At 67.2% G+C, this 26,351-nt stretch carries 27 protein-coding genes; 16 read left to right on the top strand and 11 right to left on the bottom strand.

Annotated elements, in window-relative coordinates:
- The coding region (locus ACFYR3_RS42180; RefSeq protein ID WP_389287546.1) for a tyrosine-type recombinase/integrase at positions 1-1,471 on the top strand (1,471 nt) is incomplete at its 5' end.
- 20 nt (positions 1,472-1,491) lie between these two features.
- Here ACFYR3_RS42180 and ACFYR3_RS42175 read toward each other — a convergent pair.
- Entirely contained in the window at positions 1,492-4,332 is a 2,841-nt protein-coding gene (locus ACFYR3_RS42175; protein WP_389287544.1) for a tyrosine-type recombinase/integrase, read from the bottom strand.
- Positions 4,329-4,454, bottom strand: a complete 126-nt coding sequence (locus tag ACFYR3_RS42170) for a hypothetical protein (protein WP_389287542.1) — start codon at positions 4,452-4,454, stop codon at positions 4,329-4,331. Before ACFYR3_RS42170 ends, ACFYR3_RS42175 begins: the two co-directional genes overlap by 4 nt.
- Before the next feature lie 165 nt (positions 4,455-4,619).
- Between ACFYR3_RS42170 and ispF the strand changes: the two genes are divergently transcribed.
- Positions 4,620-5,144 carry a 2-C-methyl-D-erythritol 2,4-cyclodiphosphate synthase gene (gene ispF / locus ACFYR3_RS42165; RefSeq protein WP_389287540.1) on the top strand — a complete coding sequence of 175 codons (525 nt, stop codon included), beginning with the start codon at positions 4,620-4,622 and terminating at the stop codon, positions 5,142-5,144.
- Here ispF and ACFYR3_RS42160 read toward each other — a convergent pair.
- Together ACFYR3_RS42160 and ACFYR3_RS42155 are read right to left on the bottom strand one after the other, a co-directional pair.
- Complete coding sequence (locus tag ACFYR3_RS42160; protein WP_389287538.1) at positions 5,138-6,298, bottom strand: hypothetical protein; 1,161 nt, start codon at positions 6,296-6,298, stop codon at positions 5,138-5,140. The genes ispF and ACFYR3_RS42160 overlap by 7 nt on opposite strands.
- A gap of 400 nt (positions 6,299-6,698) precedes the next feature.
- On the bottom strand, positions 6,699-8,282 hold the full coding sequence (locus ACFYR3_RS42155; RefSeq protein WP_389287549.1) for an ISL3 family transposase: 1,584 nt from the start codon (positions 8,280-8,282) through the stop codon (positions 6,699-6,701).
- A 230-nt stretch (positions 8,283-8,512) separates the two neighbouring features.
- Between ACFYR3_RS42155 and ACFYR3_RS42150 the strand changes: the two genes are divergently transcribed.
- Positions 8,513-8,887, top strand: a complete 375-nt coding sequence (locus tag ACFYR3_RS42150; protein WP_389287536.1) for a hypothetical protein — start codon at positions 8,513-8,515, stop codon at positions 8,885-8,887.
- Positions 8,888-8,919: 32 nt separating this feature from the next.
- On the opposite strand, the gene istB is transcribed toward ACFYR3_RS42150, so the two are convergent.
- From istB to ACFYR3_RS42120, 6 genes are all read right to left on the bottom strand, one after another.
- The gene (istB, locus tag ACFYR3_RS42145) at positions 8,920-9,690 is read right to left on the bottom strand and encodes an IS21-like element helper ATPase IstB (protein WP_389287534.1); all 771 of its coding nucleotides are present in this window, start codon (positions 9,688-9,690) and stop codon (positions 8,920-8,922) included.
- Positions 9,687-11,105 carry an IS21 family transposase gene (istA, locus tag ACFYR3_RS42140; RefSeq protein WP_389287532.1) on the bottom strand — a complete coding sequence of 473 codons (1,419 nt, stop codon included), beginning with the start codon at positions 11,103-11,105 and terminating at the stop codon, positions 9,687-9,689. Before istA ends, istB begins: the two co-directional genes overlap by 4 nt.
- 57 nt (positions 11,106-11,162) lie before the next feature.
- Positions 11,163-12,125 (bottom strand): hypothetical protein, encoded by a 963-nt coding sequence (locus ACFYR3_RS42135; RefSeq protein WP_389287530.1) that lies wholly within the window; start codon positions 12,123-12,125, stop codon positions 11,163-11,165.
- Entirely contained in the window at positions 12,122-12,463 is a 342-nt protein-coding gene (locus tag ACFYR3_RS42130) for a helix-turn-helix domain-containing protein (protein ID WP_389287548.1), read from the bottom strand. The genes ACFYR3_RS42135 and ACFYR3_RS42130 overlap by 4 nt, the downstream gene beginning before the upstream one ends.
- The gene (locus tag ACFYR3_RS42125; RefSeq protein ID WP_389287528.1) at positions 12,463-13,584 is read right to left on the bottom strand and encodes a tyrosine-type recombinase/integrase; all 1,122 of its coding nucleotides are present in this window, start codon (positions 13,582-13,584) and stop codon (positions 12,463-12,465) included. Before ACFYR3_RS42125 ends, ACFYR3_RS42130 begins: the two co-directional genes overlap by 1 nt.
- A 64-nt stretch (positions 13,585-13,648) precedes the next feature.
- A complete protein-coding gene (locus ACFYR3_RS42120) occupies positions 13,649-14,500 on the bottom strand; it encodes a hypothetical protein (protein WP_389287526.1) in 852 nt (283 codons plus the stop codon).
- Between the two features lie 179 nt (positions 14,501-14,679).
- Here ACFYR3_RS42120 and ACFYR3_RS42115 point away from each other — a divergent pair, with 179 nt between their 5' ends.
- A complete protein-coding gene (locus ACFYR3_RS42115) occupies positions 14,680-15,537 on the top strand; it encodes an IS5 family transposase (RefSeq protein ID WP_389287525.1) in 858 nt (285 codons plus the stop codon).
- A 22-nt stretch (positions 15,538-15,559) separates the two neighbouring features.
- Here the strand turns inward: ACFYR3_RS42115 and ACFYR3_RS42110 are convergent, their stop codons facing one another.
- Positions 15,560-16,174: a helix-turn-helix domain-containing protein gene (locus ACFYR3_RS42110; RefSeq protein WP_389287523.1), complete on the bottom strand. Its 615-nt coding sequence runs from the start codon at positions 16,172-16,174 to the stop codon at positions 15,560-15,562.
- 87 nt (positions 16,175-16,261) lie between these two features.
- Between ACFYR3_RS42110 and ACFYR3_RS42105 the strand changes: the two genes are divergently transcribed.
- The 12 genes from ACFYR3_RS42105 to ACFYR3_RS42050 all read left to right on the top strand — a co-directional run bounded on the left by ACFYR3_RS42105 (position 16,262) and on the right by ACFYR3_RS42050 (position 26,276).
- A complete protein-coding gene (locus tag ACFYR3_RS42105; protein ID WP_389287521.1) occupies positions 16,262-17,503 on the top strand; it encodes an MFS transporter in 1,242 nt (413 codons plus the stop codon).
- 1,126 nt (positions 17,504-18,629) lie between these two features.
- Positions 18,630-19,214 carry an ArsR/SmtB family transcription factor gene (locus tag ACFYR3_RS42100; protein WP_389287519.1) on the top strand — a complete coding sequence of 195 codons (585 nt, stop codon included), beginning with the start codon at positions 18,630-18,632 and terminating at the stop codon, positions 19,212-19,214.
- A gap of 68 nt (positions 19,215-19,282) precedes the next feature.
- Positions 19,283-20,545, top strand: a complete 1,263-nt coding sequence (locus tag ACFYR3_RS42095) for an MFS transporter (RefSeq protein WP_389287517.1) — start codon at positions 19,283-19,285, stop codon at positions 20,543-20,545.
- Between the two features lie 116 nt (positions 20,546-20,661).
- Positions 20,662-20,817 (top strand): hypothetical protein, encoded by a 156-nt coding sequence (locus tag ACFYR3_RS42090; protein ID WP_389287513.1) that lies wholly within the window; start codon positions 20,662-20,664, stop codon positions 20,815-20,817.
- 157 nt (positions 20,818-20,974) lie between these two features.
- Positions 20,975-21,130, top strand: a complete 156-nt coding sequence (locus ACFYR3_RS42085; protein WP_389287515.1) for a hypothetical protein — start codon at positions 20,975-20,977, stop codon at positions 21,128-21,130.
- Positions 21,131-21,281: 151 nt separating this feature from the next.
- Positions 21,282-21,437 carry a hypothetical protein gene (locus tag ACFYR3_RS42080; RefSeq protein WP_389287513.1) on the top strand — a complete coding sequence of 52 codons (156 nt, stop codon included), beginning with the start codon at positions 21,282-21,284 and terminating at the stop codon, positions 21,435-21,437.
- Between the two features lie 79 nt (positions 21,438-21,516).
- Positions 21,517-22,629, top strand: coding sequence for a hypothetical protein (locus tag ACFYR3_RS42075; protein WP_389287511.1), 1,113 nt, complete (start codon positions 21,517-21,519; stop codon positions 22,627-22,629).
- Positions 22,622-23,971, top strand: coding sequence for a radical SAM protein (locus tag ACFYR3_RS42070; protein WP_389287509.1), 1,350 nt, complete (start codon positions 22,622-22,624; stop codon positions 23,969-23,971). Before ACFYR3_RS42075 ends, ACFYR3_RS42070 begins: the two co-directional genes overlap by 8 nt.
- Before the next feature lie 67 nt (positions 23,972-24,038).
- Positions 24,039-24,299: a nitroreductase family protein gene (locus ACFYR3_RS42065; protein WP_389287507.1), complete on the top strand. Its 261-nt coding sequence runs from the start codon at positions 24,039-24,041 to the stop codon at positions 24,297-24,299.
- 100 nt (positions 24,300-24,399) lie between these two features.
- Entirely contained in the window at positions 24,400-25,173 is a 774-nt protein-coding gene (locus tag ACFYR3_RS42060) for a GntR family transcriptional regulator (RefSeq protein WP_389287505.1), read from the top strand.
- A 477-nt stretch (positions 25,174-25,650) separates the two neighbouring features.
- Positions 25,651-25,905: a hypothetical protein gene (locus ACFYR3_RS42055; RefSeq protein ID WP_389287503.1), complete on the top strand. Its 255-nt coding sequence runs from the start codon at positions 25,651-25,653 to the stop codon at positions 25,903-25,905.
- Positions 25,902-26,276, top strand: a complete 375-nt coding sequence (locus tag ACFYR3_RS42050; RefSeq protein ID WP_389287501.1) for a PIN domain-containing protein — start codon at positions 25,902-25,904, stop codon at positions 26,274-26,276. The genes ACFYR3_RS42055 and ACFYR3_RS42050 overlap by 4 nt, the downstream gene beginning before the upstream one ends.
- Positions 26,277-26,351: the final 75 nt, after the last annotated feature.

Below are 26,351 nucleotides of genomic sequence, written 5' to 3'. Positions count from 1 at the left end.
GGGGAGATATCTGGCCATCCGCGGGGAAACCGCTGGCCATCAGTGGGGCCGTAAATGGCCGCCTATGGGGAGTATGCCGAGGCCACGGTCAGACGAGCTTATCCGCGTCCGCGCCCTCTATCTGGACATCGCCCATTGGGCTGCGGAAGAGCCGGCCCGCTGGGCGCCGTGGGTGGTGCCCTGCCCGATCAGCGACGAAGAGATCAGCAAGGCCAAGGACCGCAAACACCGCAAGGCCCGGATGGACCAGCGCACCCGCGAACGGCTTCCCGTCCTGCCAGTGCTGACCGACACCGCCGACCGCAGGCGCCGCGCCGCAGCCGAACTACTGGCTGCCGCCGAGCGCACCCGGCCCGGGGATCTGATCCCCGACACCAGCGGGGCCTTGCGCAGAGCCGTCGCGCCCAAGGCCGCCGGGCACCTGATCTGGGCCGAGGAGACCTCGACCGGGCGGCGTCGGAACCTCACCCACGAGGAGACCGAAGCCTTCTGGGCCTTCGCCGCGATCGAGGTCCTGCGCCTGACCGGCATCCGCAACGAGGAACTCCTGGAGCTGACCCACCACAGCATCACCGAATACCGGCTCCCCAGCAACGGCGAAGTCGTGCCCCTGCTGCAGGTCGCCCCCTCCAAGACCGACAGCGAACGGCTCCTGCTGGTCAGCCCGGAACTGGCGGACATCCTTTCCACCATCATCCGCCGCCTGCGAGGAAGCAGCCGCGCGATCCCGCTGGTGACCTCCTACGACGTCCACGAGCGGGTCTGGAACCCGCCGATGCCGCTGCTGTTCCAACGCGATATCGGCACCGAACACCGCGCTTTCACTCCGACCGCGCTCCGCAAGCTTCTGATCAACGCGCTGGCCACCACGGGCCTGACCGATGCCGGCGGCGAACCGCTCGTCTTCTCCCCGCACGACTTCCGCAGGATCTTCGTGACCGAAGCCATCATGAACGGCCTGCCACCGCACATTGCGCAAGTGCTCTGCGGGCATCGGAGTCTTGACACGACGATGGGCTACAAGGCGATCTACCCAGCCGAGACCATCGAGGCTCACCGCGCCTTCCTCGCCCGTCGCAGGGCTGCCCGGCCCAGCGAAGAGTATCGGACCCCCACCGAGGAGGAATGGGACGCTTTCCTCGCGCACTTCGAGAAGCGCAAGGTCTCCATCGGCACCTGCGGTCGCGCCTTTTCGAGCCCTTGTGTTCATGAACATGCTTGCGTTCGTTGCTCGCTCCTCCGGCCGGATCCGGCCCAGCGAGCCAGGCTGGTCGAGATTCGCGACAACCTCCTCGCCCGCATCGAAGAAGCTAAACGCGAGGGATGGCTCGGCGAGGTCGAGGGCCTCCAAGTCAGCCTCGCAGGCGCCGAGGAGAAGCTCGCCCAGCTCGACCAACGCAGCCGGACCAGCACCCCTGTTGATCTCGGGATCCCTCACCACGCCACGCCTCAGGGAGGGAAGCTACCGTGATCACTTTTGGAGACGTGACATCACATGCCGCTGGGATGCGTGGACAACCAGTCGGGATGCGCAGCTTTGAGAGCGTCCCTGACCGCGGCGCTGGGCGCGAATACATCCCCGCCACCGTCATAGGGGTGATAGAGCCAACGAAAATCGAGCGGAGCCAGGGTGACCCCTGCGATCACCTCATCGGCCACGAGCCGCAGAAGCGGATCAAGAGCTTGCCTGTTACGCGGACGACGACTGATGTATTCGTGCTGGTAGACGATGTCATCCGGGAAGTCGTCGTCATGAACCCGCCTGCCCCAGGGCTGGGCATTTGGGTCGACCCTCTGAAGGTCGGCCATGCGTGTGACAGGCACAGCGTCCCAGTTCCACTCCCGGGTGACCACGTACAGCTCGACGTCGCTCGGCCCCAGCTCGGCCAACAGCGTGTGGTGGCGTTCGAGGAGGATGGCGTACTCAGTCTCGTCGTCCGGGTATCGCTTCGATCCGGGGAGGCTGTGAAAGCGCACCCATCGGTCGGGATGGGCCCGGCGCATCGGGATGTCCTGCTGCGGCGCAGGCCATTGCCGTTGCCACAAGGCAGAGAGCGCTTCGAGATCAAGGCTGGGAGTACTTCTGTTCACCGCTCCATGATCGGGCATTGATGCTTCGACGGACCTGCCACCCCCGTCAACGAGCGGCAGGACCAGCTGGGAGGGAACAGGAGCAGGTTCAGAGAAGCAGGCATTTTCATGCTGGCACGGGGTCGAGTAGTCGCGGCCGCAGGTCCCCAGGGCGACCTTGCGGAGTTCGAAGTGGGCCAGGAACTCGTCCCATTCCGTGGTGGTGAGCTCGCGGTACTCCTCGCTGGGCCGCTCGGTTCTGCGGCGGGCGATGAAGGCCCGGTGATGGGAGATCACGTCCTCCGGGTAGATCGCGGCATACCCCATGGTCGTATCCAGCGCGGCGTGGCCGCAGATCTTCGCGGCGATGTGCGGCGGCAGTCCGGAGCGGATGGCGTCGGTCACGAAGATCCTTCTGAAGTCGTGGGGGCGCCATTCGAGCGGGTCGCCGGCCACGGTGATCTGGGCGGACTGCGAGGTCGCGACCAGGCACTCGCGGATGTAGCTGCGGGTCAGCGGCCGGTCCTCGGTACCGTACCGGCGTTGGAACAGGAACGGCATGGGCGGGCTCCAGGTCTGCTCGAACACGTCGTAGGCCGACACCAGCGGCAGGGCGGCGTTCCCGGCCCGGACCCGGAAGATCACCGCGGTCAGCACCTCCGCCAGCTCCGGGGAGACCAGCAGCAGGCGCTCCGAATCGGTCTTGGACGGTGCGACCTGCAGCATCGGAACCACCTCGCCGGTGGTGGGCAGGGTGTAGGCGATGAAGCTGTGGTGGGTGAGCTCCAGCATCTCCTCGATGCGGATGCCGGTGTGCCGCAGCACCTCCACCGTCGCCCAGGACCAGAACGCCGCCTCCTCCTCGTGGGTCAGGTTCCGCCGCCTGCCGGCGGCTACCTCGGTGACGTAGACGCGGCGGGCCTGCCCGGACCCGCCGCGCTCGAACTCCTCCCCGGCAATGAGGAACCGTCCACCGGCCAGCGTCGCGCGAGCAGCAGTGATGCGGGCCATGGTGTCCTTGCGCTGCCGGTCGACAGCGCGAAGCAGGGCGGGCAGCAGCGGCAGCTGGGTCCGGGTTCGCTGGTCCATCCGGGACTTGACCCTGGCCTTGGTCTTCTTCGTCGCGCATTCGTTCGCCTTGATCGGACACGGCGCCACCCAGGGTGCCCACCGTGCCGGATCGTCGGCGGCCCAGCGGGCGATGTCCTGGTAGAAGGCCCGGACGAAGACCAGCTCGCTGCGGTAGTTCACGCGCGGTCGCACCGGGTGGCCCTGGGCGTCACGGATGTAGGCCAGGCGTTCCTTCCACGCCTGCGCGACCTCAGGTGTCAGCCGCAGTGAGTCGATGCCGGGATGGTGGATCTCCAGGTCGCGCCAGAACAACCGGCACAGGTTGCGGGCGATGGAACGCAGCGAGACGTGGTCGAGCTCGGGGGCCCGCTCGGTGAAGTACTCGACCAGCAGGTCACGGACGGCCCGGCACTCGATGCCGTACGCGTCGACGATCTGCTCGACGCTGCGACGGCCCTCGATGCGTAGCGCCCGAAGCCGCAGCGGCGCGCTGGCCGGGAGCACGCCGGTCTCCTTGAGCAGGGCGTAGAACAGCGGCCGGCCCGCGCTGCCCCGGAAGTGGTGTTCCTCCAGTGCGGCGGTCAGCTCGATGCAGTCGCCGACGGTGATGTCGCTGACCAGGCCGCCCTTGCGGATCACGATCCAGGTGAGCTTGTTCAGGGCGTCGGACCTGGCTGTGGGTGTCGCGTGCTGGGCCAGTTGTTCGAGTCGCTGGAAGGCGTCGGGGTCGCTGGCGGCCCGGGACTCGGTGAGCATCATCGTCACGCGCTGTCGCAGCAGCCACGGGTAGCTGGGGCGGATCGCCTGCCCGGCGACCAGGAGTACCAGCCCGGTGGCCAGCTCATCGCGCCAGTGGCTCTTGGGTGTGCCGCGTCCCCGCAGGGGCAGATCGGTCCACTCGAAGCCTGCGGTGTCCGCCCCGCTGGCCATCCAGCGATCCTGCCAGGTCTCTCCGGGTTGGCCTTCGAGCCAGTCCAACAGCTTGCCCAGGCCCCGCCTCCGGGTCCGGTCGCGGGTCAGGCCCGCGCCGGGGTCGGTGAACATTTTCAGCAGCCGCTCGACCAAGCCCTCCCGGCTCTGACGGGTCTGCCACCAGCTCGCTTCGCAGACTCGCGGTTCCCACTCCAGCGCTTTGTCCACCTCATGTGGCTCGACGGGCCTGGCGATGTCGACGTTCACGGTCGGGTTCACCGGCTCTCGCCGCCCGCAGTCGAGGTGCCGAACAGCGCTGCCAGCACCTCGGGGCGGTAACCCGGCGCCGGCGGGGCCGGCGGCTTGGCCCGCTCGGCGCGCTGCCGCTCGTGGTGGGCCAAGACGTGGGCGACGACCTCGTCGGGCGTGGGAGCTAGTGGTGGAGTCGGGTATTGGAACTCTCCGAATGCCTGGCCCCGCAGGGGACGTGGCGTCAGGGTGCACGTCGTTAGATAACCTCGGCATCCTGTCCGTGATGGTCGTCCCCGAGGGAGATCTTCGTTCTGATGACGGTGTCGTCCGGTGATGTGCCGCATGATCACTCCCGTTTTCCTCGGATCGGGACCGGGGTGGACATCCATCCATTCGCTGCATGTCGGCCGTTGCGTCTTGCTGGCCTGGACTGGCCGGACGAACCGGTGGGGCTGGCAGGCGAGCCGGACGGGGATGTCGTCGTGCATGCCGCGTGCAACGCGCTCCTGACCGCGGCTGATCTCGGCGACCTGGGTGCGCATTTCGACACCTCGACTCCGGAGTGGGAGGGCGCCGCGCCGACGGTACTGCTGGCTGAGACCGCTCAGTTGGTCAGGGCCGCTGGGTTCGAGATCGGCAACGTATCGGTCCAGTTGATCGGCGAGCGGCCCAAGCTCGGTCCCCGCCGGGTAGAAGCGCAGAAGGCTCTCGCGGCCGCTCTGGGCGCCCCGGTGTTCCTGGGCGCCGCCACTCCCGAAGGGCTTGGCTGGATCGGCCGCGGCGATGGCTTGGCAGCCATCGCCAATGCTTTGATCGTTGAGGCGGCAGAGCGTCATTGACGGCGGCTGACGTCGGCTGCGTAGGCGGCCCAGTCTCCGGCGGATGCCTTCTGCCACTGGACGGCGACGGTGATGTGGATGCCGAGCATGCGGGCCAGGATCGCGGCCGGGACTTCCTCGGCGAGGGCGAACAAGGCCGTTGACCGGGCCTGGCCGGGTTGGATCCCAACGTTGATCAGTCGTTGGCCGAGACGAGCGGCGCTGACGTGTTGGCCTGGGCGTTGCCCCGGAAACAGCCAGGACGTCTGGCCGGCGTGTCCGATCACCGTGTAAGGGCGTCGCGTGGCGATCAGGTCAAGGACCAGTGCGGCGAGCGGTTCGGGCAGGCCCGTCGGGGCCGTCCCCAACTGGATCGAAACCCGGCCTTTCGCGTCGCTCACCTGGTCGACAGTAAGAGTGCTGATCGTGCTGAGCCGTTGGGCGTAGAAGAGCAGGAGAAGTCCGGCGACCCGGTCGGCTGTAGTCAGTGTCGCGTCGTGGAGGAGTCTGCGAGCGCTGTCCCACCGGCCTTCGGAATCGTGCGGGCCGACCGGGCCCTGCCAGCGCTCGGCGCCGAACGTCAGCCCTTTTGCCAGCCGATTCCTGGTCGCCCAGCGGATGAAGTGGCCGGTCTGGTCCCAATAGCTGAGGTCCTCGCCTGCTTTCCACTGGTCGAGGTCGGGCTGGGTGCAGGTCGTGAGAGTCAGACCTCTGGCGGACAGCCAGTCCAGGAAGTTGACGGCGGCGGTGACGTGACTGCGGACGTTGGCCATCTGCAAGTGGGTGGCGTGGCCGGCGCCGAGACGTCGTCGCAGGCGGCGGAGGTGGTGCCAGACCGCGTAGTTGTGCAGCATCGCCCGTTCGTCGTGATCGTCGCGGGATGCGATGGTCCGGGATGTCCAGCGTTCGAGTCTGACGAGTCGCTCGTCGCGGTCGGGCAGTATGCCTCCGGCGACGAGGACGGCCCGCAGATGGTCGAGGGTCTTGCCGGCCGCGAGCTCGTCGAGGACGTCGTGCGTCACCGCGCGCTGGTCGGTCGCGATCTCCTTCAGCAGCCGGGCGACGACCGGGCGCGACAGCCAGGCGACTGCGGTGACCGGCCGGTCGATGCCGATCAACGCGGCGTGCAGCGGGGCCAGTTCGTGGCGAACGGACCCGTCGGGGCCGGCGAACACCTCGTCGGCGCGTTGTGTGAGAGTGCAGCGATGGCACGGCCGGTGCGCGCTGGTCTGCCAGGTGGTTTTGCAGATCGGGCATCGCTCCCAGAAATCGGGATCGGGATTGAGGCACTTCGCGCACAACGGCATCTTGCGTGTGCCGCCGCGGATCGAGGCGATGGTGTGGCAACCGCTGCAGCGGGCCCACCACGCTTGGCACCGGTCGCACCACGGTTCGCCGGTCGCGGCGGAGATCTCGCAGGGCGTCGATCGCCCGCAGATCCCGCAGGTCGCGGCGGTGCGAGGTCGGCAGTGCTCGCACCAGGGGCCGTCCGCGGTGCGGGCCGCGACGCGTCGGCGGCGCCCGCTGTCGGCGTACGACCTAAGCTCGCCCTGGCAAGATTTTCGTAGCCGGAGATCATCTCGACGCGGTGGGCGCCCCCTCCGCATAACGGCGGCGTAAGTGGGCGATCAAGACGACTCGGTGACGTAGGAGCGGGACGCCCGCGCGTCCAGCCATGATCCGTTTCTGGAGCTTCACGTCCGTGATGCGGCCTTCATTGACTCCGGAGTTGTAGGGGGTGGTGATCCCCTGGATGACCGCGTGCTGGTCTTCGCGTAGGGCTTTCGCGGCGCCCGCGAGCGGCGCCAGTCCGCTGGCGCTGAGTTGGTCGATCCAGTGGGCCAGTGGTGCGGCATCCCGGGTATCGAGCATGGCAGCGAACTGGCGTACCAGGTCGTGGGTTCGGCGGAGCTCCGGGCAGTGCTCGAGGAGCCGGCGCAGTCGTTGTGTGGTCTGGGGGCCGTTCCGATCGGGGGCGGTGATGATCCAGCGTGCGGCCTCGCGCGGGGAGGGTGGGCGTTCGCGTGGCTCGTCCAGGGGCAGGCCGCGCCGTAGCGGTGCGACGGCCATCTTCACGCGCTGATAGTGGCCCAGGTAGCCCTTGTTGACGAGTTCCTGGTGCAGGATCTTGGCGCTGTGCTCGCCCTCGTCCCAGCGTTGCTGCAGGTAGTCGAGGTAAGGATCGAGGGTCGAGGGTTTGCGTGGTGGTCGTCGGACCACTTCGTGCCAGGTGCGGGCCCGGGCGTACTTGCGCACCGTGCGACGGTCCAGGCCGAGTTCGCGAGCTGCGGAGCTGTAGGAGCGGCCGGTGTCGGTCAATGCGTGCACGGCCTCGAACAGCCGCCGGGCATGACGGATCGCCGGAGTGTCCGGTGAGCTGGGTTCCGGTTCCCCGCTTTCCGCGGGCTCGTCCTGTTCGGGGGCGGGGAGGGCTTCGGGCAGACAGCCGCGGTGAGCGGCGGCGATTTCTTGAACGCGCCGGGACAAGCCCTGCCACAAATGAAAACGATCACTGACCTGGAGGGCCTCAGGAGCGCCGTCGGCGATGCCCTGGCGGTAGGTGAGCGAGCCGTCGCGGCAGGCGATCTCCACGCCGGGATGCTCCCGGAGCCATCGGCTGAGCTGCTCGGCGTCTCTGCCCTCCCAGAGTGTCAAGGGGAGTCTGGTCTCGGCGTCGACCAGGATGGTTCCGTAGCTGTCGCCGTACAGCGCGAAGTCATCCACGCCCAGCACCCGGGGCGTGACCAGCGGCGGCAGCGGCACCCGCATCAGCTGGGAGAGCACCGTGCATCGCGACAGCCTGATGTTGAGGACGCGCAGCATCCTGGCCCCGCCCCGGCCGGCCAGCACCACACCGACCGCCTCGACCAGGTGCTGCAGCAGCGGCGTGCGCCGCTGGTAGCGCATGGTCAGTCCCGGTACCTGCTCGGCGAAGGTCACCCTCGGGCAAGCCGAGTTCTCGCAGTACAGACGGCGCACGCTCAAGTCGATCCGCACCGGACGGCCGCCCAGCGCGGCATCCGCAAGGTGGCGTACGTAGCGACTGTGCACCCACGCGCTCGACGTACCGCACCCCGTACATCCTGCCTGAGGGCGCGATCTCGTGCGGGCGGAAACCACCACAACAGGACCAGAAAGATCGACCGACACCACCAGCACGTCCGCCAACTGCGGTAATAGCCCAGCCAGTTCAACAGAACACAACCAAAGGCTGCCCGCTATGCGGAGGGGGCGCCCACCGCGTCGAGATGATCTCCGGCTACGAAAATCTTGCCAGGGCCCCTAAGCTCCCCAGCCGCGTACGGATGAACGTCCCCAGCTATGTCGCGGGAAGCAGCACGGCTGAGATCTTGGTTGAGATCGTCAGGCTGGCCGGAGACACTCGCACGATGAGTCGTAGCGCATCGCCCGGATCGGTCGAACGAGGTTGGGACGGGCCGTGGTATCGGGTTCGCGCGGACGACTTCGAGGCGTCGTTCCTGCCTGGCCCGGACGAGGAGTTGGAGGCGGTGTGCAACGTCGATGTCTTCGTGGACCTCAAAGACGGCTCCCGGTGGAGCGCGACTGTCTTCACGGTCGCCGAAGTCGAACGCTTGATGGAGACCTGGGCAGGAAGCGGCGAGGCTCTCGGAGGCCGTTACTTCTGGGTCTCGGACGGCCTGATCGTCCGGGATCCCGGCATCGACGCCATGACCGATGTGATCGCCGGACTGATCGAGACCGACGAGTTCTCCACGGTCTTCCAGCGACTCGAAGACGACTGATCGTGCCCCGGCCGCCGAGTCGACGCGGTCTGTCAGGCCACGTCCGTGTCCCGTTCGATGGCCTTGAGCCGGTTTTTGAGCCGGTAGCTGGGTCCGTTGATGGAGATCACGTCGCAGTGGTGGAGGAGGCGGTCGAGGATGGCGGTGGCGAGGACTTCGTCGCCGAACACCTGTCCCCATTCGCTGAAGGTCTTGTTCGAGGTCAGGATGATCGAGCCCTTTTCATACCGCTTTGAGATGACCTGGAAGACCAGGTTCGCTTCTCCGCGTTCGAGGATCTCGTAGCCCACCTCGTCGACAACGAGGACGCCCGGCCGGAGGTAGGTGCCGAGCTTGCTGGCCAGGCGCCCGGCGGCTTCGGCGGCTTTGAGGTTGCGGACCATGTCGTCGAGGCTGGTGAAGTAGACCGAGTAGCCGGCCCGGCAAGCGGCAACGGCGAGAGCGACGGCGATGTGTGTCTTGCCCACCCCCGGCGGGCCCAGGAGAGCCGCGTTGACTTTGGCCTCGACGAACGAGAGGGTGGCAAGGTCCTTGACCTTGCGCGGGTCGAGGTCGGGCTGGAACGAGAAGTCATACTCGTCGAGCGTCTTGTGGTGCGGCAGCCGGGAGAGTCGCAGTCCCTGGCGGAATCGACGGTCGTCACGGACGGCCAGTTCCTCGGAGAGGACCAGGTCGAGGAAGTCGAGGTAGCCCATCTTCGCTTCGTCGGCCCGGCGGGTGAACTCGTTGATGGTTTCCGCGAGGTGGGGCAGGCCGAGCTTGCCGGCCGTAGTGCGGATGCGGTTGCCGGTCAGCTCGCTCAAGACGACTCCTTCGTCGGGGAGTTGGTGGTGAAGGGCCGGGTGCCGGTCAGCTCGTCATAGACCGACAACGGTCGGCGCCCGACCTCGATCCGGGTGGCCGCGGCCCTGTTCAGCAGGGCCTGCAAGGGTCCGGTCTCCTCGCCCCGTGGCCGTTCTTGACGAGGCCGGACCGGGATGTCGCCGGTGGTGGTCCGGCGTCCCTGACCGGTGGGCAGGCCGTCCCAATGGGACTCGTCGACGACACGGGCACCGCGGCCGATCGCCCGGGGATGAGCTGCCAGCAGCGTGCTTCCGTGGACACCGGCGAGGGTGGCATGCAGCATGACCTGGGATTTTGTTGCCCGGATCTCGACCAGCTGCCGCGGGCGGACCCTGCGGGCCGGCACCGAGTAGAGGTTGCCGTCGAAGGCGACCAGACAGTCCTTGCCGACGTGCCGCAGCTGCCGTTCGGCCACCAGATACGGAGTCGGCGGCAGCGGTTTGAGAGCCGCGTGATCCCGCGCCGCCCGTTCCGCGATGACCTCCCGGTGCGTCTTGTGGATCTGGGCCCGCCGCACGGGCACCCAGGAGGTGAACGCGGCGTCCATCTCCTCGACGGAGGAGAAGGACCGGCCGGACAGGACGTGGTCGCGGACGATCAGGACTTGTCGTTCGACCCGGCCCTTGCCCTGTGGGCGGTAGGCGGCCAGGACGTCGATGTCGAAGTCGTAGTGGCCGGCGAAGCCGACCGCTTCCGGATGCAGCGGGACCGCCTCACCGGGGGCGACGTGTCGGCGGACCACAGTCTTGGTCCGGTCGTAGACGATCGTCATCGGCGCCCCGCCGAAGTGCGCGAATGCCCGGCGGTGGCAGTCGAAGAACGTCTGCAGGTCCTGGCTGGTGGTGAAGCAGCAGAACGGATCCCGCGAGTACGAGAGCGTCATGTGGAAGGAGTAGACCTTCGCGACGCCCATGTGGGCGAGGATCTTGCCCTCATCTCCCCAGTCCACTTGCGCTTGGGCCCCTGGGATCACCTCGAACCGGCGGTGCATCCCCGCCAGTTCCTTGGGCGTGATCCCGAGTTCCTCGGCGATCCTCGGCCGGGCCGTCTGAACGTAGAGCTTGACCCGCTGATAGTTCCCGGTGAAGCCGTACTCCTGGGCCAGTCGCTCGTGGATGACCGCGGCCTTCATCAGGATCTCGGCCCGGAGCATCGAATCGATCAGCGGCCCGAACTCGTCGATCACCCTTGCCCGCGACCGCCTGCTCGGCGATCGCCGCGGAGGAGTTGCCGGCCCCGGTGCGGACAGGTACTTGCGGACCGTCTTGCGGTCCAGACCGGTCTCCCTGGAGATCTCCGACAGGCTCATCGCCCCGGACTCCAGCAGGCCGCGAAAGCGCCGAAGCTCCAGCCATCGCTGCGGATCCAAGACCACTGCCAGCCCCCTCCGCCGCCCGTATCGACCCAGCAGCAGAGTGCCGAGCAGCAGGTCTCACCGCATCAGCAACTGTCCCTTTTCATCCGTACGAGGCTGGGGACGTTCACGTGTACGCCGACACCCGCAGCCGTGACAGTCTTCGAGGTTGATCGGATTGCTGCTGAGGCAGTTCGGACACAGCGGGCGTCCCTCGGCATCGCGGGTCGCCGGCTCACGGACCGCTCCGCAACCGGCGCAAGGCACCGCCCGGTGGTGCGCGAAGCAGGTGCGGCAGACCCGTTGCCCGTCCAGCAGCTTCGACAGTGCCACGGTCCGACGGCAGCGCGGGCACGCCGGTCGCAGGATGTTGCTGGCGCCCGCAGCGAGGAGTTCGTCGATGAAGCGCAGGACTGCCGGGGTGGGGGCGTCGCTGCCCGCGCCGGTCAGCAGCGAGGGCTGGTTCACGATGGCCCAGGCCAGCCGACGCTGCCCGGCCGGGCGGACCGTCGCCCGGCCCAGTGCAGCCATGACGTCGGCCGGGGCGAGGCCCGGGGAGATCATGGTGACGGCTTCCGCCAGCAGCTCCATCGGGTCGCCCTGGTCGTCAGGACATTGGTCGCAGCGAGGCTGTCCGTGACGGTCGCGGGTGCTGACCCGCCGTTGGTCTCCGCAGGCGGAACAGGTCTGGGCCGTATCGCGGCACGGCGAGCAGAGCAGGTATCCACGCCGGCTGATCATGTAGGTCAGGGTCCGTCCGCATTCACCGCACCGTGGAGCGGCTATCGACGTTGCGCCGGCGTCCCGCAGACCTCGCAGGAGCTGCCCGACCGACCATGCGACCGGTGGGTCACCGGTCGTCAGCACTTGCGGGCCGTCCGAGAGGATCTGGGCCAGGCGGCGGCGTTTCGCGCGGCCGCCGGCAACCTCCACGACGACCTCGTGGATCCGGGCGACATCCAGGCCGGGTTCGGCCTTCGAGACCAGCCGCACGATCAGGCCGACCGGGTCCACCAGGGCCTCGTCGGTGGTGTCGGTCACCGGTCCACCGGGGCGATTCTGGCTCGCTTGGGCCGCAGATCGCCGATGCTCTCGGCAGCGGTGCCGCCCGCCGCGGCCTTCTTGGGCCTCTGCGCGGCGCCGGCTGCGGCGACGGGTTCGATCAAGTCGCCCATCGTGCAGTCCAGGATGTCCAGCAAGGCCATCAGGATCTTCAGGCTCAGTCGCTCGGGGCGCTCGACGACGAGCCGGTAGACCTGGCTGGAGGACAGGTTGATGCCGCGTTGGGCCAGTGGCGGCAGGAGGTCCGTGGTGGAGAACATGCCGTGGTCCGCCATCAGGTGACGCAGGTGCCAGCGGTAGTCGAGTTTGGCGGCCATCATCGGTCCTTCCCGGTCGGCGCCTCGTCGAACGCCGGGTTGAGTGCGTTACCCAGAGCAGTGTTCATGAAGTCGTCGCTGACGTGGGTGTATACGGCCGTCGAGCTGTCGCACTCGTGTCCGACTTGCTGCTGAATGAAACGCCCATCTATGCCATTTTCGGTCAAATGTGTGACATATGAATGTCTGAGGGAATGAGGGACCAGAGCCTTGGGGAGCTTCAGGGCGTCACGGTAGGCGACGAACCGGGCGTTGATCTCGGAAGGCTTGACCCGGCCGCCGCGTTCGGTCACCCACAACGCCGGGTGATCCTCGCAGCCGAAGCGCGGGCGGACGTTCTCCACGTAGTCCCGGGCGGCGTCCACCGCCCAGTCCATGACCGACAGCACGTTCCGACGCCGCGGCGGCTGCCCCCTCTTCGCCTTGCCGTAGCGCACGTTGAGTGTTCCGTACCGGCCGAACTGACGCGCCTTCGGATTGCGGCCGAAGTCGACGAGGTCCAGTTTCGAGGTCTCCGTGCGCCGCAAGCCCCAGCCGTAGACGACCTTGAAGAGGGTGGCGTCCCGGTAGGCGGCCAGTGCCCCCTTGCGCTTGGACCGCACCGCGCGGTCGACCTGGTCGTCGGCGTAGTCGAGGAACCGCTGCAGCTCGTCTCGGGTGAACGGCCGGGCCTCGGGGTCGCCCTCGTAGTCGTTGAGGTGGGCGATGGTGTTCCACTCGTGGCAGATCGCCACCGGGTGCGTACCGAAGGCGTCCTCGCAGGCGGTCGCCCAGCCGTAGCGGCCGTCGATGAGGAACTCGGTGAACTGCCGCACCTCGCCCTGGTAACTGCGGATCGTGGACGGCGCCAGATGCCTCTCACCCGTGAGCGAGGCCGACCACTCGTCCATGTGACCGGGCAGCCACTGCCACGGGTACTCGTTGGTGAACTCGTGGAAGCGCCGGATCAGCCGCTCGCGGCCGACAATCGTGTCCTCCTTCAGGCCCCGGGACAGCTGCTGGGCCCGCCATCCGCGCAGCATCGCCTCAACCATCGCGTCCTCCGGACGCAGCTGGATCACTCCGGAGACCAGCTCCAGTTGAGCCGCTCCGGCCAGGGCCACCGCTCGCTGTTGCGCCACGCAGACCATCCCTCCTAGAGGGCAGATCTTGCATCAGATGGGATGGGCGTGGCAAACTGCCTGATCAGACGGCCAGTTCGTAGTAACCTTCGAGAGCATCAGGGCGTCGCCGTGAGCTGCTGACCTGCGACTTCTCGCCCGTCTGATGCAATTCCCGAGGGTTGCCGTACGACTCCGCCATAGAAGTACCAACGTGCCCGTATTGCAGCCCTAGAGCGATCCGGCCGCCGGGTTGCCGGTAGATGAACCAGGCAACCGTGCGCCGCAGCCGCCGCAGCGTGACAGACCCGTTCGGGTCAGCGGGAATGATCTCGTGGTCGCGGCCGAGACGAACAGCCTGCTGGTTGGCCCAGCCGATGAACCTCTTGATCCGGTCGCTGACGGTCTGCGAATCGAGCCCCTGCCCCACATACTCCTGCTCATCGAAGGTTCTCGTCGCCAGGGACATCGAACGGGGAAACAACAACTGTTCCCCATGGACGGCTTCTATGACCTTCACAGCCCGGTCCACCAGTTCGATGACGGTCCAGGGCTCGGGGCGGATCTCTCCTTCCGGGATGGTGCTGCCGTCCTCATCGGTGACGCCCTTAAAGTGCCGGCTGGTGATCCGGTAGCGGACGGTGCCGTTGTCGCGTTCCTCACGGCTGGAGCATCCACGCTCCAGATGCAGCACCTCCTCCGGACGCATCCCAGACAGGTAACCGATCGTCACCAGCGCGGCAGTCGACAGATGGACGGCCAGGGGGCGAGCTTGGGTGAAGTCGACTCTCTCCGTCCAGCTCTGCCCGTTGATGGCACCGGCGATGGCGACCCGCAAGGGTGCGCCGTCGTCGAACTCCAAGCCCTCCAACTCGTGTGCGTAGTCGCGGGCGGTCTGGACAATCTGCCCCTCGCTGAGGTTCAGCAGGCCAGCCAAGTACTGGTTGTTCAGCGGCGGACGGCCGGTGACCGTATGCCGTCGGGCCAGGCACTGCTCCGTGTGACCGACGTAGGTGGGAAGTCTCCACCGCCCAGCTCACCGGGGTCCGCGCCACGCTCGCCCAGCTCTCCAAATAGCCCTCGTCCGCCGCCGTCCACCCCTCTGCCGAGCCCTCCATGCCCCCTGCTTCCCGTCGCCGCCGCTACCCGTCCGACACCTCCGTCGCCGAATGGGCCCTTCTGGAACCCCTGCTGCCCGTCCCGGCCTGCCAGACCAAGACCGGCGGCCACCCGGAGAAGTGGCCCCGGCGGGAGATCGTCGACGGCATCCGCTACATCGTCGACAACGGCGCGAAGTGGCGGGCCCTGCCTGCGGGTTTCCCTCCATGGGAGACGGTCTACGGGTTCTTTTGGCGGTGGAACCGGGCCGGGGTTGTCACCTACATCCGTGACCAGCTCCGGCGCCGGATCCGGACCGGCAAGGGCCGCTGCCCGCACCCGGTGACGCTGATCGTGGACTCCCAGTCGGTCAAGGGAGCCTCCACCGTTGGCCGCAACAGTCGGGGCTACGATGCCGCGAAGAAAATCAACGGCCGCAAGCGACATATCACCGTGGACACACTCGGCCTTCCCGTGATGATCACGGTGACGCCCGCCGACATCCAGGACCGCGACGTAGCCCGCGACGTGTTCTGGCGCCTGCGCCTCACCCAGCCGCAGATCACCCAGGTCTGGGCCGACAGCGCCTACGCCGGCGAACTCGTGAACTGGGCCCGCGAACGGCTCTGGCTCACCCTGCGCATCGTCTCCAGGCCAAAGGGCACCAAGGGCTTCGTCGTCCTGCCCCGCCGCTGGAAAGTAGAGCGCACGATCGGCTGGTGCATGAACGCCCGCCGCAACGCACGCGACTACGAACGATTGCCCCAGCACTCCGAAGCCCACCTGAACTGGGCACTCATCACCATGATGACCCGGCGCCTGACCCGCAAAAGCCCCCGCACCGACTGGTCCAGGAAGGGGGCTACCGACGGATGAAGGCGAGTTGCCGGTGGGTGCCTCAGGCTTCGGCCTCGGCCAAGCCGTAGAAGACTGTGAAGAGCCGTACCTGGATGCCCTCGTCGTCGTGCTCGGTCTCGTGGAGTTCCTGGATGAGGCCAGCGAGCCGCTCGCGGAACTCGGCAGCCTTCGCGGCCGGGATGGTCTCGCTGACGCCGACCGTGATCGGCTCCAGATGAGACGAGGCCATGCGTCCGGCGTGAGCGGCTTCCAGATATTCGGTGCGGGAATCATCGAATGCGGCGGCGATGGTCGCGGCGGCGTCGGCGGTTCCGCGCTGGCTGTTGAAGAAGGCGCAGTCCAGCACGAGCGAGGACTGACTGGCCTGGTAGCGGTGTTCGACGATGCCCGAGACGAGCCTGGTCCCGGCGGTCTCGATCAGGCCGCACGTGTGGAGCTGCTTGATGTGCCGATAGAGCTTGGTCTGCTGCTCGCCCAGCTCCTGAGCCAGCTCCTTCGCCGACCTGACGTTCGGCTGCCCACCCGTGTCACGCATAAGGACGCGGAGGATCGCCAGGCGCAACGGGTCTCCGAGTGCTTTCAACGTGACGACATCGTCGACTTTCCGGACGACGACCGGTCGGTGCTGGGTGCGGTCCGTCTGCTGGCTGGTCACGGAGAACATCCTCACACAGCTTCACAACGACGCCAACATTTGCGATACGTTAAACATTCACGATCACGTGAATGGCCAGGGGGGTTCATGCGAGACGACGAGACGACGGCACCGGCGCCGCTGTGGCGGAACAGTCGCTTCCAATTGGTGTGGACGGGCTCCGCATTCAGCGTGCTGGGCATCGAGGTGGCCGACATCGGCTACTCACTGGTGATCCTGGCTCTCACCGGTTCACCCGCACAGGCGGGCCTGTTCGGGGCTGTGCAGGCGGCGGCGGCGCTCATAGCCGGGTTACCTGCCGGAGCATTCCTGGACAGGCACGATCACCGAGGGACACTACTGGTCACAGAAGGAACGCGGGCGGTGGTGACCGCAGGCGTTGCCCTCGGTCTCACGACCGGCGACCTGACGTCGGGCGCTCTGCTCGCCGCGGCCTTCGTGCTCGGCGCCACGCAACCGTTCGGCGGCGCCGCCCGGCTTCTCCTCGTCCGCGCGGTCGTACTGCCCAACCAGTTGACCCGCGCGCTGACACAAGAGGAAATCCGAACCGGGTCGACACAGCTCGCGGGGCCTCCACTGGGAGGATTCCTCTACGGCTTGAGCAGCACACTGCCGTTCGTGTTCACCGCTCTGTCCTTCGCCATCTCCTTCGGATGCGCGCTGTTCCTGCGGATACCACACAGCGAGCCGGAAGGCGACGTGCAGGCGGACAGCGGTGCACCGCGGCAGAAGGCCGACATCCTGGCCGGGATCAAGGGAATCTGGAACGCTCCCACACTGCGCGCGGCCACCCTGCTGGTGACCGCGATCAACACGACCGGTGCGCCGATCGCCTTGATCGCCGTGGTGATCCTGCGAAAGCAGTCGGTGGCTCCTTGGCTGATCGGATTCGCCATGTCCGGCATGGCGCTCGGCGTGCTGGCCGGCGCCGTCCTCGTCCGCCCCCTCCACCGGCGCTTCCCGCCAGGGTTCCTGCTGCTGGGTGTCGCACTGGCCGAAGTTCCGTTGTTTGCCGCTCTCGCGCTCCCGTTCGGGCCCTGGTGGGTGACCGCGATCCTGTTCTGCGCCATGCTCGGCGTCCCGGCACTGCGGGTCCTGGCCGACGTCCTCATCTTCCGGCAGGTTCCCGACGAGCGACGTGGACGGACGATCACCGCAGTCATGACCTTGTTCGGCATGGGGGTTCCCGCAGGCACAGCGATCAGCGGTCTGTTGCTGCAGTACTTCAGCACGCTCACCGCAATGCTCACGCTCGCGGCCACGCTCGCCCTGGCCGCCCTCTACTCCCTGGGCAAACCGGCGATCCGGCAGGCCCGCTGGCCCGAGTAGCCAACGAGCCAAACCGGACTGATGAGTTGGTGACGCGAAAGCAGATGTCCGGCGGCACTACTCGCGCCCGCCAGACGTCCTCGGGACCGATGCGCGCATCTCAGGCGGGCTCCTCGGTGCCAGAGGTTCCGATCGGCGGCATGCAGGTTGCAAAACACCTACTGAGCCACATGGGGCTAGGACAACCATCTTGCTCAAGCGGCTGTCCTGCCCTCTGGCCTGGTCGTGTCCGACCTGGTGGTCACCGACGCGGGCGCCATCGCCGAGGACACCGTCAGCGTGGACGCGGACGCTGTGCAGCTCGTGGTCGAACTCGTCTCGCCCGGCAACAAGACGATGGACCGCAAGTTCAAGCCCCTGCTCTACGCCGAGGCAGCGATCCCGCACTTTTGGCGCCTGGAGTTCGAACCCGCCCCCACGGCTGATCGTCAGCGAACTGAGCGGCGGCCGGTACATCGAAACAGTCACCGCCCTTGTTGGCACCACTACCCAGATCCACGCCCCCTTCCCGGTCGACATCGACCCGGCCGGTCTCGTCCGTCAGCAGCGGGCAAGGACCGTCAGCAGCCTCATCCGGTCGGGGCTGTTCCCTGGCCCAGGAAGGCCACGACCAGGTAAGGAAGACACGCTTCCAGACTGCTCCGTAACAGGCCGACCTGCGAGCATCCATCGCCTGCACCCGCCGGCCGACTGGGCGGGTCCTGACGTTCCTGTCGTCGGTGCTTTACCTGCAAGCCCCCGGCAATCGGCAGCGCCCGTGCAGACAGTGCCGTGACCGCTCCCGCGTCAGCGCGTTGACAGCGGGCCCGTACCCGCCAGCCCAGCGGGCAGGGCCGGCCGGTGCCTGAGTCCGCTGCCTCAGGCACCGCGGCCCGAGGCAGCGGGACGTCTGCGTGAACCCGCAAGCCTCGAAGTCGCAGACTTCTCCGTGTCGTCGTCCGTGACCGTAGTGGCGTTCCGCGCCCTTGTCCGCGCCCATGGCGCTCCAGCGCCGGCTGTGACTCTGCGGGCTGCCTGGCAGCGGCCTGTGGTGCGCCGGTAACGGTTTGGCATTTGGTGTGCAGCCCTGGGGAGGGAGCCTCCTGAACGGGGTTTCGAAGGAAAAACTTCGGATACGCTGGCGAGCATGCAGGCATCGACTAATCCTCAGTTGGCGTCTTTGCGTGTCGATGACCCGAAGGTCATGCGGGCGCTGGCGCATCCGGCTCGGCTGGCAATCATGGCGCGATTGACGGAGGTGGGCCCCGGTACCGCGACCGAGTGCGCATCCGCCACCGGCCTGTCACCCTCAGCGACCAGCTGGCACTTGCGAGAGCTTGCCGAGTCGGGGCTGATCGAGAAGGCGGCACATCCCGACAAACGCAAGCAGTTGTGGCGCGCGCGATCGTCCCAGCTGGTGGTGGCCAACAGCGAGCAGGACGGTGGTGCGGCGAGCCGCGAGTTGCTGCGGCAGTACCTGCTGCGCAGCGACCGGCAGCTGGAGGAGTGGCTCGACGTGGAGGCGGAGCAGCCGGAGGAGTGGCGCGAGGCTCTGACGATCGTCAATGCCCGTGTGGAGGTGCGGGCCGATGAGCTGTCCGAGCTGCTGCTGCAGGTCCAGGCTCTGTTCAAGGCCTACAGCGACCGGGCGCGGGAGGGCGGGGAGGGAGGTCGGCGACCGGTGGCAATCTCGTTGCGGGCGGTACCGGAGGCCGAGCCCTCCGAATCCTGAAGCCGTTACTTCGAAGTTAACTTCGAAAGTGCTTGCCCTCGCTAGCTTCGAAGTTATAACTTCAGATCATGACTTCGGCCGCTCCGCGCGAGCGTCTCCCGAGGAACGTGACAGCCATCGCTGCCACGTTCCTGGTTTCCTGCCTGGGGGACGGCCTCGCTATCACCGCATTGATGCTCGACTTCCACGACCGTGCCGTCGGGAGCGTCGGGATCGCCGCCCTGTTCGGGGCGCTGTCCGTCCCGGCGATCGTGCTGGCCGGCCCGGCGGGCCGGATAGCCGACCGCCACTCCGCGAGGCGGGTGCTTCCTCCGCTGGGGTTCGCCCTGGTCGCCGTGTGCGCCTTAATGTCGCTGGCGCGTTCCGTCGTGCTGCTGGTGGCCCTGCTGGCAGTGCTGTCGGGCCTGATGGCGATCGCGGCACCCGTATTCGTCAAGACGGTCCTGCAAGCCTCCCCCGGCCCGTTGATGAGCCGCGCCGGAGCACTGCTGTCCATGGCCTCCAACCTGGGCTTTCTCATCGGGCCCGCTGCCGGTGCCCTGCTCATGGACGCCATCGCACTGCGCGGCGTCCTCCTGGTAGACGCCGTCACCTACCTTGCCGTTCCCGTCGTCGGCTTCTTCCTGCCCAGGACAGCCGGGTCTTCCGAAGCGGAATCCACGCAAGAGCCTGAACACAAGTCCGGATTCCTGGCCGGCCTCAAGATCCTTGCCCAGGACCTCCCGCTGGCACGCGTAGTACTCATCGGCGTGATCCTCACCTTCGCCCTGCAGGTCACCAATGTCGTGGAGGTCTACCTCGTACGCGACTCCTACGGGGCCACAGCAACCGTCTTCGGCCTGGTGACAACAGCATGGGCCGCCGGACAGATCCTGGGCGCAGCGATCGCCGGCCGCTGGTTCACCGAACGCTCCACCGCCCGGCCCGCCGCGCTCACCGTCGTCGCCGTCGGCGCAGCCCTGCTGGCCATCGCCTTCTTCGACAGCCTGCCCGGCCTGTTCGTTCTGACCGCTCTGGCCGGAGCCGCCGACGGAGTCTTCGGTGTCGCCCGCCAGACGACAGTCGGCCGCACCGTCCAGCCGGCCCGCCAGGGAAGCGCGGCAGCAGCCCACGCCGCACTCCTCAACAGCGCCACCATCGCAGCACTCATGAGCGCAGGACTTATCACTGCGTTCGCCGAGCCTCGCACTGTCTACGCCCTCGCCGGCGGCCTCATCCTGCTCGCCCTGGCCGCCATGCACATCTACCGCAGGACCGACTCCGTCAAGACGCCGGCCGCACAGGCCGAGCACGTCACGGCCGCAACCGTCGCCGCCCTGCCCACCGACTGATACACGCTCCTCGAGCGTCGTATTGCGGCTGACCTGTCCCCACATGCGTGTGGGTCTGGACGGTCCTGCCGGATTCACCTCAACGCCAATCAGCCTTTAACGAAGGGGACCTTGTCATGACCACTCTCGAAATTCGTCTGCAGGCCATGAACCAGGAGCTGGCGAAGGCGGAGCCGAGCGCCATCCACCAGGGCGCGTCGCTGACCGGCGGCGACATCCTCTCGGACGACAACCTGCCGGGCCTGTGGAAGATCCTCAACAACATCTGCTGACCCAGCATCCGAGACCGGTCACCACCCGGCCTCATCCCGCGCTCCTCGAGCGTCGTATCGCGGCCGGACCCGTCCCCATGCGTCCGCGAGTTGGGACGGTCCTGCCGGATTCACCCGGCACCACCTCAACAATCAGCCTTTAACGAAGGGGACTTTCATGACCACTCTGGAAATTCGTCTGCAGGCCATGAACCAGGAGCTGGCGAAGGCGGAGCCGAGCGCCATCCACCAGGGCGCGTCGCTGACCGGCGGCGACATCCTCTCGGACGACAACCTGCCGGGCCTGTGGCGGATCCTGAACAACATCTGCTGACCCAGCATCCGAGACCGGCTACCACCCGGCGTCATCCCGCGCTCCTCGAGCGTCGTATTGCGGCTGACCTGTCCCCACATGCGTGTGGGTCTGGACGGTCCTGCCGGATTCACCTCAACGCCAATCAGCCTTTAACGAAGGGGACCTTGTCATGACCACTCTCGAAATTCGTCTGCAGGCCATGAACCAGGAGCTGGCGAAGGCGGAGCCGAGCGCCATCCATCAGGGTGCGTCGCTGACCGGCGGCGACATTCTCTCGGACGACAACCTGCCGGGCCTGTGGAAGATCCTCAACAACATCTGCTGAACACAGCCGAACACCCGGGGGCCGGACCACGCGCCCGGCCCCCGGGGCCCCACCACCGCTCGGTCACAAGGAGCAGATCATGACGACCACACCCACCGAAACCACCATCGACGCCCGCGTACTGAAGGGAGTGGACACCCTCTTCGACGGTTACGCTCAGCTCAGCCCCGCCGACACCCTGCTGGTCATCTACACCCCGGAGTGCCGTGACCAGGCATCCCTGCTCCTGCTCGCCGCCAGCGACCGCAAAATAGCCACCGCCGCCGTAGGCATGGCCCCGGTCGAGGACCCCGGCTTCGCCGCACGGCTCCACGCAGCGATGCCTGCCCCTGACACGCTCACCGGCCGACTGGTCGTCATCACCATTGAACGCGACACCATGTCGCACGCCGATGTCCTGCGCCGCGCCGTCGCCATCTACGGCGACCAGGTCCTGCCCCTGCGCATCATCAACGGCAGCTGGGAATTCTTCCGTCTGGCCCTCGGTCCCACCCCCGCAGAACTCAGCGCCATCAACGCCGGACTGCTCCATCGCTTTCTCGCCGCCAAGCACCTTGCCGTCACCACCAGCTCCGGCAGCGAACTCGAGATCACCCTGGACAACGACCGCTACCGCTGGCTGAGCAACCGCGGCGTCTGGCGCCCCGGCTCCTTCGTCATCCTCCCCGCCGGCGAAGTCGCCACCTACCCGGCCTCCGTCACCGGGCGCCTGGTCGCCGACGGAGCCTTCAACGTCAACAAGGCCACCCAGCTCGATGCACGCCTCGCGGACAACCCCCTGACCGTCGAACTGAAGAACAGCGACGTCGTCTCCCACTCCTGCAACGACGAGAAGATCTCCAGGCTCTTCGAGCGCAGCATCCAGATCGAGCACGGCAACCACGTCGGCGAACTCGGCTTCGGAACCAACACCGGCATCGACGACTTCATCGGCATGAACTCCCACATCAACGAACGCCACCCCGGCATCCACCTCGGATTCGGCCAGCACGGCCAGCTCCTCGACGTCGTCGACTACTACACCGACATCCACATCGACCTCATCACCAGCGACGTCACCATCCACATCGACGGCGACCCCATCCCCCTCACCTCCCACACACTGGCCCCCAGCACCCTGCCCCACCCCACCAACGTCAGCGACGAGGACATCGACGGCGACTGCTGCGGAGCCCGGATCCCCCATGAGTGAACTGCGCCCCAGCCGGTACGCCATCCACAGCGACGGCCTCTACGCCAACGCCGCCGGCCAACGCCTGCGACTCGTCTACAGCACCCGGCGAGCCGTCGCCATGGTCCTCAGCGAACAGACGGCCGATCAGCTCACCGCCGGCCAGGTCCCCACCGACGATCCTCAGCTGCTCCAGCGCCTGCTCGACACCGAGCTCGCCGTGCCCGCCGACGACGTCGAACTCGACACGCTGATCCAGCGTTCACGGCAAGCGGCCCAGGCCAAAGGCCATCGCATCTTCACTCTGATGCCCACCTCCTACTGCAACATGGGCTGCACCTACTGCGGCCAGGAGCACACCAAGGGCGGCATTCCGGGCAGTCATCGCGACGCGATCGCCGCCCGGGTGGAAAGAGCGATCACATCGGGGGACAACCAGCAGGTCGAAGTCCGCTGGTTCGGCGGCGAGCCGATGATGGGCTACGCCGTCCTTCTCGACCTCAGCCGCCGCTTTGTCGAGGCCGCAGACCGAGCGGGCGTCCGCTACGAGTCGACCATGGTCACCAACGGTTCCCTGCTCACCGAGCGCAAGCTTCACCGCTTGGTCAACGACGCCGGTATCCGCAAACTGTGCATCACGCTGGACGGTCCGGAACACATCCACGACCAGAGCCGCATCCTGAAGTCGGGCGGCACGTCCTTCCGCCGGGTCACCGAACTGCTCACCCAGGCCCTTGCCGACGAAGCCCTCAGCGACCTCACGCTCGAGCTGCGCACCAACATCACCCACGCCAACGCGGACCACATCGACGCATACCTGCATCACATGGCCGACCTCGGCTTCGCGCATCCCCGCGTCCTGTTCACCCTCGAACCAGTTCACTCCTGGTCCAACGACGTCTCAGAGATCGCGCTGGACGATCATTCCCACGCCGAACGCGAAATCCACTGGATCAGAACCATGATCCGCCTCGGACTGCGCACCATGATCGTGCCCACCGCGTCCAAACCTCTCGTGTGTGCTGCCGTCACCACTAACAACGAGATCATCAGCAGCACGGGCAACATCTTCTCCTGCAGTGAGCAACCCCTGGTCCCCGAGTCAGAGGCCACCCAGGCCCTGGCCCTCATCACCCAGATCGACCAGGACGCCAAGCGCCCCGAAGGTCCCTTCCACCACTGGCACGACCAGATCCAGGACGAGACAGTCCCCTGCGCCAAGTGCCCGATGCTGGGAATCTGCGGCGGCTCCTGCCCCAAACTCTGGTCCGAAGGCTTCAGCCCCTGCCCCAGCTACAAGCACAACTTCCAGGAGCGCCTCGCACTCCTCGCCGAAAAGCACCAGCTCACCCCCGTGGTCTGACCCTTCCCCCGCCTTGCCGGCCCCGTGCAGACCCGAAAGATCACCGGACTTAAGCCAGGGAGCGATCATGGACGTGATGACAGCCGTACTCAGCCGCCGCAGCGAAGGGCAGCTCAGCGAACCTGCGCCCAGCACGGACGAGTTCGCCTACCTCCTCCGGGCAGCAGCCACCGCCCCCGACCACGGCAAGCTGCGCCCATGGCGCTGGATCCTCGTCCACGGTGAAGCACGTGATGCTCTCGGACACGCATTCGCCGACGACCTCCCCGACCATGCCTTGGTCGTCGGCGAGCTCACGGATCTCCCCTGTACGCGAGTGATCACTTAACGTATAGCTGATGCATCAGCTTGAACCTGATGCATTAACTTGTCAATCGAGAGCCGGAACCCGGCATCGTGACCGCCGCCGACCAGTACGGAGTCCACGTATGGGGCATGACGAGCCGCCGCCCTACCAGGTAGTCGCGGGCGACCTGCGCCGCCGGCTCGCGGATGGCGAGTGGGAGGTTGGATCAAAACTGCCGTCCCGCGCGCAGCTCGCCCAGCACTACGGGGTGGGCACCAACGTGATGCAGAAGGCCACGGAACGGCTCATCGTCGAGGGGCTCCTCGAGGGCCGCACGGGTTCGGGCACGTATGTCGCCGAGCCCCGCGAGCGGCGCCGCATGATCCGCTCCCGGCACCGCGAACGCCGCGGTGGGAGCCCCTTCCGTGCCGACATGTACGAGATCGGCCGCAGCGGCACGTGGGAGGCGGCATCGGAAGCCCGCACGCCCGCTCCGCCAGATATCGCCCGTCGCCTGGGCATCGAGACCGGCGCCCCGACCGTCCGCACCGCCTACGAGTTCCTCGCTGACGGCAAACCGGCCCAGCTTTCCGTCAGTTGGGAGCCGATGGCCATCACCGGCGGAACGCCAGTGCTGCTGCCGGAGATGGGGCCCTATGCGGGCAAGGGTGTGGTCGAGCGGATGCGTTCCATCGGCATCGATATCGAAACCTGGGTGGAAGTCCCCCGGCCTGTCCGCGCTACTGCGGACCAGGTCGCCCTGCTCGGCCTCAACGCCGGCGACCTGGTCCTGGCGATCGAGCGGACGTACTACGCCGCCGAGGGTCGCGCGGTGGAAACCGCTGACATCGTCGTCCCGGACCGCACCTGGGAAGTGGCCTACGAATTCGTCGTCGACCCACTCCATGCCGACTGAGCTCCCACCTGCGGCGCCCATCTCCGCCTGTCGGCCGGACCGAGGTCATGGTCCAGTCGGGCTTTGATTCCTGGGTGATCTCTGCGCGCCCGGCACATCGTGACGACGGAAACAGCACAGACACCCGACCAACACACTATGCGACCCCTTGACTACTGACCGTAACGACGTGTGAGGCTACACAGACTCGGCACGGAGAAGACTTACGGACAGCTGGAGAAGGCGGCCGCATGCTGGCAAAGGCGTCGAAGATCTTCACCGGGGAGCTGGACCTGGTCGCCGAGCACGATGCGGCGGCGCATCCTGGAGGCGGTGCGCCGCCTGCTGGCGCTTTCGCGTCGGCGGGTCAAGGACCGGCCGCTGCTGCCGCGAGGTCGACGCCCAGCTGCGGTACGGGGACGGGGCAGGAGTTGCGGGGATGACGACATGCTCAGGGAAGCCACTCCCGCCGATTCTACCGGCGGTAGAATCGGCTCTATGAGCAAGCCGACGAGCATCAAGACCAGCGAGGAAGTGCGTGACCGGCTGCGCATCCTCGCTGACGAGCGCGGCACCACGATCACCGAGCTGCTGGCAGAGCTCGCCACCCGTGAACCCACGGCGGCCGAACGCGAGCAGCGGGCCGTCGAGGCTGCCGGTGAGCTGGGCATCGAGTACACCGATCAGGTCCAGCAAGCCGGCCAGGACGCCTGGGCGAAGATCCGTGCCCATCAGGGCGACGCCGCCGCATGAACCTGACGGCTGTCCTGGATCACACCGCTCTTGGCGCCCTGTTCCGAGCGGATCCCTTCTTCACGGGCCTGTACATCGAGGCCTCGCGCGGCACCGGTCGTGTCGTCATCCCCTCGCTGTCCGTGCTTGCTGCCGAGCGGCAGGTTGCCGGCGCGGGCAGGCACGCGGCATCCCTGCGGTTCGCGGAGAACGTTCCGTTCACCGCAGCTCATGCTGTGGATGCGATGGACTGGAGAAACGTGGACTGGCCGGTGGCCCACGCTGCTGCGATCGCCTGGCACGCGGTGAAGGCGGGAGAGCCGATCACGGTCCTGTCGCTGGAACCCGAGCTGTACGCGGGCACCGGCATCACCCCGCTGAACCCCACCTGACCCGCGCCGCCGCGGACGAAGGGGGGCCGTCTCCCGCGGGAAACGGCCCCCCATCTTTCGTCACGTCAGCGCCCG

It is taken from the genome of Streptomyces sp. NPDC005784 (genome assembly GCF_042871525.1).
GTDB lineage: Bacteria > Actinomycetota > Actinomycetes > Streptomycetales > Streptomycetaceae > Streptomyces.
This window is presented reverse-complemented; position numbering and strand designations above follow the sequence as displayed.

Excerpts from the sequence above, each read along its gene's own strand:
- ACFYR3_RS42100 (WP_389287519.1), top strand. The coding sequence starts at position 18,630 with ATGCAGGCATCGACTAATCCTCAGTTGGCGTCTTTGCGTGTCGATGAC.
- ACFYR3_RS42055 (WP_389287503.1), top strand. The coding sequence starts at position 25,651 with ATGAGCAAGCCGACGAGCATCAAGACCAGCGAGGAAGTGCGTGACCGG.
- ACFYR3_RS42050 (WP_389287501.1), top strand. The coding sequence starts at position 25,902 with ATGAACCTGACGGCTGTCCTGGATCACACCGCTCTTGGCGCCCTGTTC.
- ACFYR3_RS42150 (WP_389287536.1), top strand. The coding sequence starts at position 8,513 with ATGAGTCGTAGCGCATCGCCCGGATCGGTCGAACGAGGTTGGGACGGG.
- ACFYR3_RS42130 (WP_389287548.1), bottom strand. The coding sequence starts at position 12,463 with ATGGCCGCCAAACTCGACTACCGCTGGCACCTGCGTCACCTGATGGCG.
- ACFYR3_RS42060 (WP_389287505.1), top strand. The coding sequence starts at position 24,400 with ATGGGGCATGACGAGCCGCCGCCCTACCAGGTAGTCGCGGGCGACCTG.
- ispF (WP_389287540.1), top strand. The coding sequence starts at position 4,620 with ATGACGGTGTCGTCCGGTGATGTGCCGCATGATCACTCCCGTTTTCCT.
- ACFYR3_RS42080 (WP_389287513.1), top strand. The coding sequence starts at position 21,282 with ATGACCACTCTCGAAATTCGTCTGCAGGCCATGAACCAGGAGCTGGCG.
- ACFYR3_RS42095 (WP_389287517.1), top strand. The coding sequence starts at position 19,283 with ATGACTTCGGCCGCTCCGCGCGAGCGTCTCCCGAGGAACGTGACAGCC.
- ACFYR3_RS42075 (WP_389287511.1), top strand. The coding sequence starts at position 21,517 with ATGACGACCACACCCACCGAAACCACCATCGACGCCCGCGTACTGAAG.
- ACFYR3_RS42105 (WP_389287521.1), top strand. The coding sequence starts at position 16,262 with ATGCGAGACGACGAGACGACGGCACCGGCGCCGCTGTGGCGGAACAGT.
- ACFYR3_RS42065 (WP_389287507.1), top strand. The coding sequence starts at position 24,039 with ATGGACGTGATGACAGCCGTACTCAGCCGCCGCAGCGAAGGGCAGCTC.
- ACFYR3_RS42090 (WP_389287513.1), top strand. The coding sequence starts at position 20,662 with ATGACCACTCTCGAAATTCGTCTGCAGGCCATGAACCAGGAGCTGGCG.
- ACFYR3_RS42115 (WP_389287525.1), top strand. The coding sequence starts at position 14,680 with ATGCCCCCTGCTTCCCGTCGCCGCCGCTACCCGTCCGACACCTCCGTC.
- ACFYR3_RS42070 (WP_389287509.1), top strand. The coding sequence starts at position 22,622 with ATGAGTGAACTGCGCCCCAGCCGGTACGCCATCCACAGCGACGGCCTC.
- ACFYR3_RS42085 (WP_389287515.1), top strand. The coding sequence starts at position 20,975 with ATGACCACTCTGGAAATTCGTCTGCAGGCCATGAACCAGGAGCTGGCG.